Source organism: Kitasatospora cathayae (assembly GCF_027627435.1).
Taxonomy (GTDB): Bacteria; Actinomycetota; Actinomycetes; order Streptomycetales; family Streptomycetaceae; genus Kitasatospora; species Kitasatospora cathayae.
Map to the genome: position 1 here is coordinate 6,210,705 of NZ_CP115450.1, position 13,190 is coordinate 6,223,894.

The following is a 13,190-nucleotide window of genomic DNA, read 5'->3' on the forward strand; positions in this document are numbered from 1 at the left end:
GAGGCGGCCGAGGGCAGCCACCAGGACCGTGTGAAAGATCCAGAGTTGAGTGACGAAGCGACGGCGTCCCACGCCGAGCGCGGTGGCGCCGATCCCGCCGTGGGGGACCGTTCCGTACCGGCGGGCGACGCGACCGCCGAGAAGCACCCGGCGCCCTCGGGGACGGCCGACGAGGGCGAGGGGCCGCTGAACGAGGCGGCCGCCCTGGTGGCGCTCAGCAAGGGAGCCGACGACCCGCAGGAGTGGGCGGACGCCGCACGGGTGGCGCAGATCGCGGACCTGATCGCCCACCGCCTGCGGGACGACCCCTCCGGGTTGCGGATCGGCACGCTGGCGCTGTTCCAGGACACCGTGAGCTTCGGAGGCGGATTCAACGTCCACGGTCACGCCGCCGAGCGCACCGGTGTGCCGGCCTCCGCCGGCGGTTCCCTGGCACGGATCGAGCCGGACGAGCAGAACGGCCACCTCGCGTGCTACGTCCGGCCGCACGGCTACAAGTCGGCGCTGGAGCTGCTGCAGGAGTGCCATCTGATCGTGCTCGCCCAGCCACCGGGGACCGGCCGGGCAGCGGCTGCGGTCAACCTGCTGGTGGAGGCGCTGATCGACGCGGGGGCGGCGGACGGCGGCAGTTGCTACCGGTCGACCGATCCGTCCGCCGTGCTGAGCGCCACCTGGACGCCGCCGCACCAGAACGCCGGATACCTGGTGGAGCTGGACGACCGCTCGGCCCGTGGCAGCACGGTCTACGACGCCGTCGACTCCGGATGGCTGACCGCCGCCGCCTCGGCGCTCAAGGCCAGGAACAGCTTCATGGTCGTGATCACCGGTCCGCCCCGCGGAGTGCTCGCCTGGGCCGCGGACCGTACCCCGTACGTGTTCTCGGACCTCGGCGCGATCGACGCCACCGAGGTGCTGGAACGCCATGTCCTGGGACCGGCACCGGACGAGGCGGAGCTCAGGGACCTCCGGGCGCGGCTGGCGAGGTCGGGCGCCGCCGAAGCGCTGCGCGAGCAGCCGGAACCCGCGATCGCGGTGGCCCTGGCCAGGACCGTTCGAGCAAGGCGGGATCTGGCGGAGCAAGTCGCGCTGCTGCGCGACCCCAGCGAGCAGGTCCGCCAGTGGTTCAGCCGCCACGAGGATCTTGAGGCGCTGTGCTTCGCGGTCTCCGCCGCCGTGCTGGAGGGGTCCAGCTATCTGACGGTGTCTGACGCCGCGATCCAGCTGCACACGGCCCTGGTCCGCGACCCGTACACGCTGACCGGGCTGCGCTACCGGGACCGGCTGGGACACGATCAGCCGTGGATCACGGTGAGCGGGGCCGCGGATGACGGGACGGCGCGGCCGTTCGGACCGCCGAAGGTCAGCTTTCGCAGCCCGCTGGTCCGGCAGGCCGTCCTGGCCCACGCGTGGTCGTACCTGGACGGGATGCGGAACGAGCTGCTGGCGTGGCTGCGCAGGCTGCTCGTGCACAGCGATGTCGAGGTCCGGGCCCGCGCCGCCGTCGCCGCAGGCGTGATGGCCTGGAGCGATCACGAGCACGCTCTGCACCGGTACCTCTCGTCCTGGTCCAGCAGCACGGTCTGGCCGGTGCGGCAGGCCGCCGCGACCGCGCTCGGCGTCATCGGCGGACAGCCTGGGCTGACCGAGGCGGTCTGGGGCAGGCTCGACCGGTGGGCCGTCGAGGGGACGTCGGCGGCGGCGCGGCGCCAGGCGAAGACCGCCGCCACGGCGGCCGGCGGCCTGCTCGGCCGTGACGCCCCGGACCGCGCGCTGGCCGTCCTGCGCATCGCCCTGGCCTGGAAGGACGACTGGGGCAACCTGGTCCCGGTGGCGTGGAGCGTCGTCCGACTGAACGATCAGGGGCGGGCCGACGCGGTGCTGGCAGCGCTGCTGGAATGGTCGAAGGCGCAGGACCTCTCGCCCATGGTCGCCAAGTCGCTGTCGGTGTTCCTGTTCAGCGCCGAGCGGACCCATCCGGCCACGGCCGGCGAGGCGGACCGACCGTCGGTGCTGTGGACCAGGGTCGGCGAACTCGGCCGCCCGCTCGAGGAGTTGTGGGCGAGGGCGCTGGCCCGCAAGCCGATCCAGGAGCAGGCGTTGGCCACCCTCCGCACCTGGCTGACGGACTACGCCGAGCGGGATCCGAGACGACTGCCGGTGGTGCGCGAGCTGCTGATCGGCATCGCCCGCCGGCCGGGCAAGCACCGTGAACGCCTCGTGTACTGGCTGGGCGTCTGGTCGGCGGACCGCGAGCGCCCGTGTCGGGCGGCCGCATCGCTGCGCGAGGCCGTCGTCGCGGCGACCTCGCGGTGACCGGGCCGTCCTTTCCACGACGTTGTCGAAGGAGCCTTCGATGGACAGTTCGACGTACGACCCGGTGCTGGCGCAGGAGCGGCTCGCCTGGCTGAGGCTGCTGAACCCGCTCCGGTCGCCGGAACCCGGCCGGGCACTCGTCCTGGTGCCGAACGACGGTCCGGCGCTCACCGTCCGTCCGGGCGAGGAGATCTCCGACGCATGGGTCGGCCGTTACCAGACCGCGTACACGGTGGACACCACGGAGCACCGGCTCGTCCTGGAGATCCCGCTGCTCAGCCGGGATCCCACGTTCGCGTTCCGGAGCGAGGTGGCGCTCGTCTGCGCGGTGGTCGATCCGGCGGAGGTGGTGGCCCGGGGCATCCGGGACATGAGCGACGCCCTGTTCGACCACATGCGGCGGATGCTGCGCGCGGTCTCCAGGGACTACGACATCGCGGAGTTCCACGAGGCCGAGGCGGCGCTCAACCGGAGGGTCCGCGACTTCACCGGAGACACCGCCGTCCGCCTGCGGAACATCCACGTCGAACTCCTGGTCGACGAGGACGAGGTGGCGATCAGCGGTCGGACGTACCGGGACGTGGTCCGTGAGACGCGCCTCGCCGGCATGCGCCGGCAACGGCACCTCGACATGCTGCGGGCGGACGGCTTCGAGGGCCTGATCGCGGAGATCATGGAGCGGGAGGGGCCGCGGGCGGCACAGGAGCTCATCGCCAAGGCGGAGGCCGAGGAGCGCGAGGAGCTGATGCGCACCTTCAAGCTCGTCCTGGAGCGCGGCGACGCGGACCGTGAACCGTTCGAAGTCGCCAACACCGAGCGGATGGTGCTGGGCCGGCTGCTGGGCGGCAGTGAGGCTCCGTTCGGCGGCACCCGGGCCAGCCGGGTCCGCGGTGGCATGGCGGACCGGGCGGTCGAGGACCGGTCGAGGGGATGGGCCGAGGACCGGCCGGCCACGGTCCTGCCCGGGGAGGTCGTTCCGCCGTCGATCACAGGCCCTCCGGACGATGAGCCGTTGGCCGACAAGGTGCCGCTCGACAAGGCGCCGACCGGTGCGGACGGCGGGTACGGCGTGCGGCGGCCCGGTCCGGGCCCGGGGCCGGACCGCCGGACGGGTGCCCGCGCGGGCGAGGCCGAGCAGCCCAGGGCGAGCCGCGTGCGAGGCGTTCAGCGGGTGCGCCCGGCTGACGGAGGCGGCCGATGACGACACCGCCCCGGGCCGTACCACCGGCTCCGTCCGTACCGCCCGTCCCGTCCGGTCCGGCGATGCCTCCGGAGGCACCGACGACGGCGGTGACGCACGCCGTCGGGCTCGACCCGCAGGCCGGGCTCGGCGCGCTCAGCGTGTGGACCGAACGCACGGCGGGAGCCGGCGAGGACGCGGACCCGCTGGTCCTGCACCACCTTCCGAGTCGGACAGGCCTGGTGGCGGTGTTCGACGGCGCGGGCGGCGCCGGGTCGGGCCCGAGCTGGACCAACGGCCGCGGTCTCTCCCGTAGTGGGGCGTGGACCGGATCCAGGGTGGCCCGGCTGGCCGTGGAACTGTGGTTCCGCGACTGCGTCGAGCACCACCGGCCCCCGGAGGCCCGGGTACTCGAAGACCGGTTGCGGGAAGTCCTCGACGCGGCCCGCCCCGCCGTCCGCAGCAAGGTGGTCGGCACGATGCGTCGGCAGCTTCCGACCACGATGGCGGCGATCCGGTACCGCATCGGTGACACGGGCGTCTCGGTGCGCACCCTGTGGGCCGGCGACTCCCGGGCCTACGTCCTGACCCCGAGCGAGGGACTCCAGGTGCTCACGCGGGACCACACCGACGAGACGGATGCGTTGGCACAGCTCATCCAGGACCCGCCGATGACCAATATGGTCTGCGCCGACCGGCCGTTCAGGGTCGAGTCGCACGCCGTCCCGCTGAACGGGCCGTGCGTGCTGCTCTGCGCGACCGACGGCTTCTTCGGGTACCTGTGGACGCCGGGGGACTTCGAGTCCGTGTTGTTGGAGTCCTTGCAGAAGTCCTCGGACGAGGCCGACTGGGCGGCCCGGCTCAGCCGCAAGGTCGAGCAGTACACGGCCGACGACGCGTCGCTCGCCCTGGTGACGATCGGGTTCTCCGACTTCCGTGAACTCTGCGAGCGGTTCAGGGACCGCTACCGGAGGAGCCGCGAGCGCTATCGGGGAATGCCGGACTTCTCCGACGCGCAGGCCCTGCGGCACTGGCGCGAGCAGGACTGGCTCAGGTACCGGACCGAGTACGAACGGCACATGCCCGAGGCGGGGGAGGTCGCCGAATGAGGCTGGGCGAGGAGATCAACGGCTACCGGATCACCACCACGCCGACCAACAACAACGGCGGGAAGTGTGTCTGGGCGTTTGCCGAGAAGGACGGACGGCCGTACTTCATCAAGCAGTTCCTGGAGCCGAAGCGCCCGAGGCCGGACTCGCCGGGCAGCGAGCGCAGCAAGCGCATCCGACAGGAGGTGTGCCGGGAGTTCGAGGAGCGCCATCGCGGCGTGATGTCCCGCCTGACCCCGGACATGCGGGGCGGTGGCAACCTCGTGCTGGCCGAGGACTTCTTCGCCGACGGCAGCACCTACTACAAGGTCACCGCGCGGATCGACACCTCCACCCTGGAACGGCCCCAGACGCTGGAACCCCGGCAGAAGTCGGTGCTGCTGCGCACACTCGCCGTCAGCCTCCAACTCCTGCACGGCATCGGCATCGTGCACGGCGACCTGAAACCCGCAAACGTGCTGGTGCAGGAGAACAAGGACAACTCCCTCCACATCGCGAAGCTGATCGACTTCGACGACTCGTACCTCTCGGGCAGTCCCCCCGGCCCGCACGACATCGCCGGCGACTCCCTCTACGGGGCTCCGGAATGGCGCCGCTACGTGCAGGAGGACCCGGCGGTCGATGCCCGCATGCTCACCACCGCGGCGGACATGTTCGCCCTCGGGCTGATGGCGCACTACTACCTGACCGGCGCGCTGCCCGGCTACGACGCCCGCTACGGGTCTCCGGCCGACGCGGTCAACGCAGGGGAGGAACTCCGGCTCGATCCGCGGCTTTCCGCCACCGTCAAGGGCCTGATCACGGCCCTGACCGGGCGGGCCCCGGAGAGCCGCCCGAGGATCGCGGCCTTCCTCGCGGCGCTCAAGGACCCCGAGGCCTGCGCCTTGCGGCATCCCCGGCCGGGGACGGCGAAACCGTCCCCGGCCGCGGCTCCGGCGCCCGCCGCCTCCGGGCCGGTCCCGCAGGGGAGTGCCGAGGCCCGGGTGAGCAGGCTGCGGATGAACCTCGGTGGCGGCCCGCGCGGTCGCGCCGCCACCGAACCGGAGAGCACACCGCCCACCTCGCCCGACAGCCCGGCGGCGGAGACGCCACCGAGGGTGTCAAGAGTCCGGATCAACCTCGGTGACCGCCGCAAGTAGCCACCAGCCGGCCGCCATTGACACCGATCATCCGATCATCATCTGACAGGAGAACTCCATGAGCACTGCTCAGACGCCTTACCAGGGCAACCTGCAGTACGCCGTCGACATCGTGCTGTGCGTCGACGCCACGGCCAGCATGGGCCCGGTCCTCGAATCCGTGAAGGCCAGCGCGCTCTCCTTCCACCAGCGGCTGGAGTCCGTGATGGCCTCGAAGGGCAAGTCGATCAGCCAGCTGAGGATCAAGACCATCGCCTTCCGGGACTTCGGCGACCGGGCCGACGATGCCCTCGAGGAGACGGACTTCATTCAACTCCCGGACGGAGCCCATGAGTTCGAGGGATTTCTGAAGGGGCTGGAGGCCACCGGCGGCGGCGACATCCCGGAGTCCGCGCTGGAGGCCCTGGCGCTCGCGGTGGGCGCCCCCTGGGAGACCGGGCTGGACCGGCGCCGACACGTCATCGTGATGTTCACCGACGCCCCGGCCCACCCGCTGGGCAGCACCCACACGACGGTGCCCGGGTACCCCCAGTCGATTCCGCGCAGCATGGACGACCTGTTCGAGCAGTGGGGGTACGCCCGGAGTCAAGCGGCGGTCATGGAGCAGTCGGCGAAGCGCCTCGTACTGTTCGCGCCCGATCAGCAGCCGTGGACCGGGATCGCCGACGACTGGGACCTCACGCTGCACTTCCCGTCGAAGGCGGGCGACGGCCTCCAGGAATTCGAGATGGACGAGATCATCGACACGATCGCCAACAGCCTCTGATCGCGCGGTGGGATCACTGCCGACGATGCGGCTGCGGTGCGTCGGAGCCGACCTCGTCCACCGGAACGACTGGCTGAACCTGATCTGGGACGCCGGCGGGGAACTGCACCTGCCACTCGACTCGTGCACCCGTTTGGACACCCGGCGGATCGAGGAAGACGGGTGCACCCAGATCGTGCTGTCCTTCGCACCGCTGACGGAATGCGGCACACGTGGAGCGGGCTGGATCAACGTCCGCCTCGAGGTGACAGCCGAGCACAACGCGGACGCCCACGAGTTCCTGCAGTTCGTCAGGCGATGGACGGCTGAGGAAGGAGCGGCTGCCGTGCCCCGGCGAAGCGGCGAGGAGGACTGGATCAGCTTCCCGCCCGCCGACGAGGCCAGGGAACTGTACGAACAGGTACTGCAGCGGACCGGCGGCCACCGGCCGCTGTGACGGAGGGCTCTGGAAGGAGCGGACCACGTGGCGGGTTCCACCTGGCGTTGCACGTCGTGCGACACGTTCAATGCCGCGAGCCGCCGCATCTGCATGGTGTGCGAGAAGAGACGGCCATCGGCACCGAAGGGGCCGCAGCCTCCCGCGGACGGTTGGAAGTGCACGGAGTGCGAGGTGCGGAACGGTCCGACCGATCGGAGCTGCCTCGCCTGCGACACGCCCTGGCGGCCCCCGGCACCGCGTCGACCGGAGCCGACGGGCTCGGCTGCTTCCGGCGGGGCGGGCCGTACGACGGCGAAGTCCCGGGCGTCGGGCGCCGCTTCGTCGGGATCCGCCTCGTCCCGACCCGCTTCGGCTGGATCCGCCGTGCCGAAGCCGGCGGCCGCGCCCCGTCCGAGGGCAGGGACGACCGGTCGCTCGGCCAAGACGGAACCACCTACCGGGAGCACCTACCGGCCGCGGACCGCCGCCGGCGGCGGATCCCGGCCACGGGGAAGTGCCACGGCCCCGCCGCGCCGCACGGCTGAGGCGACGCCTCCGACGGAGGCGCTGTTCTTCCCCCGGCCCGAGGCCGGAGGTCGAACGGGTGGCGCTGCGACTTCCTCGGCTCCCGGCCCGGCGGCGCCGGCACCTCCGACGTGGACCCCGCCCCCGCGGACGGCGCCGCCGGTTCCGCCACCGCGGACGACCCCGAGCCCCGCTCCCGCCCGGTCCCGGGGCGGCGGTTGCCTGCGGACCGGACTCGTCGCGCTGGCCGTGGTGCTCTTCGGACCGGGCCTGCTCCGCGGCTGCGAGGAAGCGTTCGATACCGGGGCTCGGACCGGTCCCTCCGCGGCGCCGACCAGCACCGAACAGGCCTCGGGTTCCGCGGATGCCGCAGCGGGCTGTCCGTCACGGGTCGCGGACGAACTCCCCGAGGGCGGGAAGGCGGCCTTGGTGGTGGCGTACCGGACGAAGGACAAGCAGATCACGCTCTGCCGGACGGCTGCCGGAAAGCTCTACTACTACGGCGAATTCACCGGCCGCCCGGACACCGGTCTCGCCATGCCCGCCACGCAGACGGCCGACGGGTTCATCGCCCGCAACGGCGCGTACGCGTACGAGATCAGCGGGACCACCGTGACGATCACCCTGGACGGCCGTCAGATCGGGCGGGAGAACCTCACCAGGGTCGAATCGCCCAGCTGAGCCGACCGCTGAGCCGAGGCCCGGTCAGGCCGGGCCGATGAGGTTGGCGGTGATGCAGGCGGACATGCCCGCGCGGGAGAGGCCGCCGCCGGGGTGGGTGTTGCCGCCGATCAGGTAGAGGCCGGGGACGGGGGACTCGTTGGCGGGCTTCAGCCAGGCGCCCGAGGTGCCGGCCAGGGCGGGGCGGGCGAGGGCGCCGGCGAGGGCGCCGGTCTCGCGGCGGGTGTCCTCCGGGGTGCGGACGACCCGCCACAGCAGCCGGTCGCGCAGGCCCAGGCCGGCCGCGTCGACGTGGGCGAGCAGCCGGTCCGCGTAGTGGTCGGCGACGCCCGGGGCGGTCCAGTCGACGTCGCCCTGGGCCGGGACGGTCGCGGTCAGCACCACGCTCTCGTGGGCGTCGTCGGGGCGCAGCGCCGGGTCGTCCGGGCGGAGCACCTGCACGGTGGGGCGTTCGCAGAGCGGGGCGGAGCCGGTCAGCGCCGCCTCCTCCGCAGCCGGGTCGGCCGCGTGCACGACCGTCCGGTGCACGGTGCCCGCCGGGCGGGGCCCGCGCAGGGCCAGCAGCACGGTGAACCGGCCGGGCACCCCGTGCGGCTCCCACCGCTCGGGCGGCAGACCGGGCCACTCGGCGAGGCCGTGGCGGTGCAGGGCGCCCGCGTCCATCGCCGAGACCACCAGGTCGGCCTCGATCCGGCCGTCCGCCGTCTCCACCCCGCGCGCCCGGCCGTCCTCGACGACCACCCGGGTGACCGGGGTGTCGAAGCGGAACTCGACCTTGCGCAGCTCGCAGCGCCGGTGCACGGCCTGCGCCAGGGCCCGCAGGCCGCCCCGGACGTACCAGACGCCGAAGGACTGCTCCATGTACGGCAGCACCGTGGCCCCGGCCGGGGCCTGACCGGGGGCGAAGCCGTACCGGATCGCGGCCTCGGACAGCAGGGCGGTGAGGCCGGGATGGCCGCCGAGCTCGCGTGCGGCGACGTCCCGGAGGGTCCACGGCCGGGGGCGGCGCAGCCGGGCCAGGCCGGTGGCCGGCGGGACGGGGTACGGGTCGGTGCCCAGGAAGGCCCGGTCAGCCGGGAGCGGTTCCTCCAGCAGGGGGCGGCGGGTGGCCTCCCAGACCGTCCGGCCGTGGTTCATCACCTCGCTCCAGCGGGCGCCGGAGCCCGCGCCGAAGGCGGCGTCCAGGGCCTGGCTGACGCCGCCGCGCGAGGCGTTGGGCAGGGTGACGGCGGTGCCGTCGGGGAACAGGTGCCGGCTCTCCGGGTCCACCGGCGCCAGCTCGACCAGCTCTTCCAGCGGCTCCTTGCCGGTCTTCAGCGCGAGGTCGCGGTAGACGGCGGGCAGCGGGAGCAGCCCGGGACCGGTGTCGAAGGCGAAGCCGTCGCGCTCGTACCGGCCGACCATGCCGCCGTACGTGCCGCTCGCCTCGCAGACCGTCACCCGGTGACCGAGGGTCGCCAGCCGGGAGGCCGCCGCGAGCCCGCTCATTCCTGCGCCGATGATGACGATCCGTGCCATGGCACCCGATCCTAGGGCGTGTCTCGTGGGTCCTTGCCGGGGCCGACGAAACCCACGAGACACGCCCTAGGTGTTCTGACCTGCGTAAGCCCCGTCAGCGGCCGCCCGGGCGGCCCTGCGCTCGCGGCGGCGGGCCCGGAACGCCCGGATCCTGCCGATCACCAGCCGGACCAGCAGCAGGCCGATCAGCAGCAGTACCGCGGCGACCGAGGCGGCCAGCCAGGGGTGGAAGATCGCCAGGGTGACCAGGCCGGCCACCGAGAGGTCCTCCAGCAGGCTGACCACGATGTTGCTGGCCGGCTCGGGCGAGGTGTTGACGGCCATCCGCAGCGAGGCCTTCACCAGGTGGGTGACCAGTGCCGTGGTGCCGCCCATCGCCCCGGCCACGACCGTGCTGAGCGAGCCCGGGTCGTTGCTCGCGATCAGCACGCCGACGACGGCGCCGGCGATCGGCCGGATCACGGTGTGCACGGCGTCCCAGACGGTGTCGACGTACGGGATCTTGTCGGCCACCGCCTCCAGCAGGAACAGCACGGCCGCCGCGATCAGCACGTCGGTGCGCTCCAGCGGGTGCGGCACCGACTCCGCCCCGGCGAACCGGCCCAGCAGGCCGAGCAGCAGCACCACCGCGTACGCGTTGATGCCGCTGGCCAGACCGCTGGTGAAGATCAGCGGCAGGACCGTCATCGCGTCCCCCTCCTCGCTCTCCCGGGTCCTGCGACCCCGGTCGGGACCGCAACGGCCCCGCCGTACCGTACCGGGACCCGGGACGCCACGGGCCACCGCCGCGGTTCCGCGCCCGGCGGGCCCGAGGACGACTGAGTACGGGTACTCAGATCCGCGGTTGAGTACGTCAGCGGATGGCCTCCGACCTGCCGGGACGGGAGAGTGGTGGCACCCGGGAGGACGGCGCGTCGGGCGCCGGCCGCCCGGGTGGCGGATCCGTCCGTTCCCCCGGCCGGGAGGGCCCGGGGGACGGCGGCTCGGATCCGCGGTCGGGCGCCGGTCTCGGGCCCCGCACCGCCGGCACGGGGCGGCGGAGCGGGCCGGGGGGAGGCCGGTCACCGGACGGGGGAGAACGGGGGGAGTTCGCCACCGCCACCCGGTGGGGGGTGGGCGGGGCGACGGCAGACGGCGGCGGCGCGGACCGGGGGGGACCGCGACCGCCGCCGGTACGCCCTTCCCGGGGCCCGGTTGTCAGTGGTGCGGTCCACGATGGGGGAGCACGGACCGCCCGGTCCGCGCGCTGCCTCGGAACGGGGGAGACCATGACCATCAGCCACCCTGAGCCCGTCACCGCCCGCCTCCACTCCGCCGCCCTTCCGCACGTCCCCGGCCCTGCCGGTGGCCGGCCCGCCGGGCGGGACGTCCATCCCGTGCTGCGCCGGACGGCCGCGCCGCCCGCCGCCCTCGACCTGCTCGCCGACGCCCACCGCACGCTGGCCCGTGCCCGCGCGCTGGAGGATCCGCTGGAGCGCTACGCCACCGCCCACCTGGCCGCGCTGCGCACGGTGGCCGCCGTGCTGGCCGTCCGCGGGCGGCCGGAGAAGAACCCGCGACGCCGCAAGGCCATCCGCAGCGCCTGGGAGGTGCTGCCCGAGGTGGCCCCCGAGCTGGCCGAATGGGCGCTCTACTACGGCGCCGGCGCCCGCCGCCGGGCCGCCGCCGAGGCCGGGATCCGGGGCGCCGCCTCGGCCCGCGACGCCGACGACCTGATCCGCAACTCGGCCCTGTTCCTGCGCCTGGTCGAGCGCCTGCTCGGCCTGCGCCCGGCCCCGCCCGCGCCCCGGCTGCCGCTCGACGGCGACAGCCACCGGGCGTGAGCGGCGCGGGGGCCCGCCCGGTCTAAGGTGGAGGCATCCCGATCGACCTGCACGTGCCAAGGAGCCCCACCTTGTACCCGACGCGTCCCCGCAGTGCCCTGCGTACCGCCGTGGTGTGGGAGGTGGTGCGGGCAGCCCTCGAGAAGCGGGTGGCCGAGCTGGACCAGCCGGTGCTCGACGTGGTCGACACCGGCGGCGGCACCGGCAACTTCGCCGTGCCGGTGGCCAAGCTCGGCCACCGGGTCACCGTGGTGGACCCGAGCCCGGACGCGCTGTTCGCGCTGGAGCGCCGGGCCGCCGAGGCAGGGGTGACGGACCTGATCCGGGCCGTCCAGGGCGACACCCAGACGCTGCCCGAGCTGGTCGCGCCCGGCACCGTGGACGCGGTGCTCTGCCACGGCGTGCTGGAGGTGGTGGACGACCCGGCCGAGTCGCTCGGCAGCCTGGCCGCCACCCTGCGCGAGGGCGGCCTGGTCAGCCTGCTGGCCGCCAACCGCAACGGCGCCGTGCTGGCCCGCGCGCTGGCCGGCCACTTCAACGAGGCCCGTACGGTGCTCTCCGCCGTCGACGGCCGCTGGGGCGAGCAGGACCCGATGCCGCGCCGCTTCACCGGCGAGGAGCTGAGCCGGCTGGCCGAGGGCGCGGGCCTGCGGGTGGAGTCGGTGCACGGCGTCCGGGTCTTCGCCGACCTGGTGCCCGGCGTGCTGGTGGACACCGAGCCGGGCGCCATGGAGGCGCTGCTGAAGCTGGAGGAGGCCGCCGCCGCGCAGCCCGCCTTCCACGCCGTGGCCACCCAGCTGCACGTGCTGGCCACCCTGGCCTGAGGACTCCTCCGGAGCGTCCCGGAAGACCCGGCAGTACCGCCCGCCGCCGTACGGTCCCTCACCCACCGTGCGGCGGCGGTTCGGTTCCCGGACGGCCGCCGGATCCCCGCCCTCGCCCCCGTGCGCTCGCGGAGCTCCCCGGGTCCGGACCGATTCCATCGCATCGGGCACTTGTCCGAGCCGTCCCGCGTTGACCCGGTACGGCCCTGCCCGGTCGAAGTGGCCCGGCCCACGCGGCGCAGACCACCCCGCAACGGGCCCACGGACCGTATGATCTGGGTAAAGCCGGAAAGCATGACAGCCGGATGCGTGGGGCATATGGACGACACGGGCCGGGTCCCCCGCACGGGCGTCCGACCGTGTGCCCAAGGCTGATTGGACTGGCCTCCCCGACCGGGGTGGCGGACCGGTCGCACCCGCGACCGACGAGTAGGAGGACTCCGTGCCGCTCTCGGAGCACGAGCAGCGACTGCTCGACCAGATGGAGCGAGCGCTGTATGCCGAAGATCCCAAATTCGCGTCAGCGCTTGAGGGAACCGGGCTGCGCACCTACACCCGTCGGCGGGTCTACCTGGCCGTCGCCGGTTTCGTGCTGGGGGTCGGCCTGCTGATGGGCGGCATGGTCGTTCCGGACCAGATCTGGGTCAGCGTCGTGGGGTTCCTGGTGATGCTCGGGTGCGCGGTGTTCGCCGTGACCGGCTGGCGCCGCGGGCCCGCGAGCCAGGGCTCCGGTCCCCGCCAGGCCGCCGCCCCGCGCCGCAAGGCCGGGATGATGGACCGGGTGGAGCAGCGCTGGCAGCGCCGCCGGGACGAGCAGACCGGCGGTTTCTGAACCGTACGTCAGGGGTTGACACACGAGAGAGCCGGGGCGGGCAGTCGATCGACTGCCCGCCC

Annotated in this window: 12 protein-coding genes; 10 read left to right on the forward strand and 2 right to left on the reverse strand. The window is 73.6% G+C overall.

Going from position 1 to position 13,190, the window contains the following annotated elements; genetic code table 11:
* The first annotated feature begins 45 nt into the window (after positions 1–45).
* The 7 genes from O1G21_RS27795 (at position 46) to O1G21_RS27825 (ending at position 8,131) form a co-directional block, all read left to right on the forward strand.
* Positions 46–2,313, forward strand: a complete 2,268-nt coding sequence (locus tag O1G21_RS27795) for a hypothetical protein (RefSeq protein ID WP_270147491.1) — start codon at positions 46–48, stop codon at positions 2,311–2,313.
* A gap of 40 nt (positions 2,314–2,353) precedes the next feature.
* On the forward strand, positions 2,354–3,514 hold the full coding sequence (locus tag O1G21_RS27800; RefSeq protein ID WP_270147492.1) for a hypothetical protein: 1,161 nt from the start codon (positions 2,354–2,356) through the stop codon (positions 3,512–3,514).
* Complete coding sequence (locus tag O1G21_RS27805; RefSeq protein ID WP_270147493.1) at positions 3,511–4,602, forward strand: PP2C family protein-serine/threonine phosphatase; 1,092 nt, start codon at positions 3,511–3,513, stop codon at positions 4,600–4,602. The genes O1G21_RS27800 and O1G21_RS27805 overlap by 4 nt, the downstream gene beginning before the upstream one ends.
* Positions 4,599–5,741: a protein kinase domain-containing protein gene (locus O1G21_RS27810; protein ID WP_270147494.1), complete on the forward strand. Its 1,143-nt coding sequence runs from the start codon at positions 4,599–4,601 to the stop codon at positions 5,739–5,741. Before O1G21_RS27805 ends, O1G21_RS27810 begins: the two co-directional genes overlap by 4 nt.
* A gap of 58 nt (positions 5,742–5,799) precedes the next feature.
* Positions 5,800–6,507 carry a vWA domain-containing protein gene (locus O1G21_RS27815; protein WP_270147495.1) on the forward strand — a complete coding sequence of 236 codons (708 nt, stop codon included), beginning with the start codon at positions 5,800–5,802 and terminating at the stop codon, positions 6,505–6,507.
* A gap of 7 nt (positions 6,508–6,514) precedes the next feature.
* Positions 6,515–6,943, forward strand: coding sequence for a hypothetical protein (locus O1G21_RS27820; protein WP_270147496.1), 429 nt, complete (start codon positions 6,515–6,517; stop codon positions 6,941–6,943).
* Between the two features lie 939 nt (positions 6,944–7,882).
* A complete protein-coding gene (locus O1G21_RS27825) occupies positions 7,883–8,131 on the forward strand; it encodes a hypothetical protein (RefSeq protein ID WP_270147497.1) in 249 nt (82 codons plus the stop codon).
* Between the two features lie 24 nt (positions 8,132–8,155).
* Here the strand turns inward: O1G21_RS27825 and O1G21_RS27830 are convergent, their stop codons facing one another.
* Together O1G21_RS27830 and O1G21_RS27835 are read right to left on the reverse strand one after the other, a co-directional pair.
* On the reverse strand, positions 8,156–9,649 hold the full coding sequence (locus O1G21_RS27830) for a phytoene desaturase family protein (RefSeq protein WP_270147500.1): 1,494 nt from the start codon (positions 9,647–9,649) through the stop codon (positions 8,156–8,158).
* 66 nt (positions 9,650–9,715) lie between these two features.
* Positions 9,716–10,336, reverse strand: a complete 621-nt coding sequence (locus tag O1G21_RS27835; RefSeq protein ID WP_270147502.1) for a DUF4126 domain-containing protein — start codon at positions 10,334–10,336, stop codon at positions 9,716–9,718.
* Positions 10,337–10,917: 581 nt separating this feature from the next.
* Between O1G21_RS27835 and O1G21_RS27840 the strand changes: the two genes are divergently transcribed.
* The 3 genes from O1G21_RS27840 to O1G21_RS27850 all read left to right on the forward strand — a co-directional run bounded on the left by O1G21_RS27840 (position 10,918) and on the right by O1G21_RS27850 (position 13,128).
* On the forward strand, positions 10,918–11,472 hold the full coding sequence (locus O1G21_RS27840; RefSeq protein WP_270147504.1) for an SAV_6107 family HEPN domain-containing protein: 555 nt from the start codon (positions 10,918–10,920) through the stop codon (positions 11,470–11,472).
* A gap of 71 nt (positions 11,473–11,543) precedes the next feature.
* Positions 11,544–12,296, forward strand: coding sequence for a methyltransferase domain-containing protein (locus tag O1G21_RS27845; protein WP_270147505.1), 753 nt, complete (start codon positions 11,544–11,546; stop codon positions 12,294–12,296).
* Positions 12,297–12,738: 442 nt separating this feature from the next.
* On the forward strand, positions 12,739–13,128 hold the full coding sequence (locus O1G21_RS27850; protein ID WP_270147506.1) for a DUF3040 domain-containing protein: 390 nt from the start codon (positions 12,739–12,741) through the stop codon (positions 13,126–13,128).
* The last annotated feature ends 62 nt before the right edge of the window (positions 13,129–13,190 follow it).

Coding starts and splice junctions, on each gene's coding strand:
- O1G21_RS27800 (WP_270147492.1), top strand. CDS start 2,354: ATGGACAGTTCGACGTACGACCCGGTGCTGGCGCAGGAGCGGCTCGCC.
- O1G21_RS27805 (WP_270147493.1), top strand. CDS start 3,511: ATGACGACACCGCCCCGGGCCGTACCACCGGCTCCGTCCGTACCGCCC.
- O1G21_RS27810 (WP_270147494.1), top strand. CDS start 4,599: ATGAGGCTGGGCGAGGAGATCAACGGCTACCGGATCACCACCACGCCG.
- O1G21_RS27815 (WP_270147495.1), top strand. CDS start 5,800: ATGAGCACTGCTCAGACGCCTTACCAGGGCAACCTGCAGTACGCCGTC.
- O1G21_RS27830 (WP_270147500.1), bottom strand. CDS start 9,649: ATGGCACGGATCGTCATCATCGGCGCAGGAATGAGCGGGCTCGCGGCG.
- O1G21_RS27835 (WP_270147502.1), bottom strand. CDS start 10,336: ATGACGGTCCTGCCGCTGATCTTCACCAGCGGTCTGGCCAGCGGCATC.
- O1G21_RS27840 (WP_270147504.1), top strand. CDS start 10,918: ATGACCATCAGCCACCCTGAGCCCGTCACCGCCCGCCTCCACTCCGCC.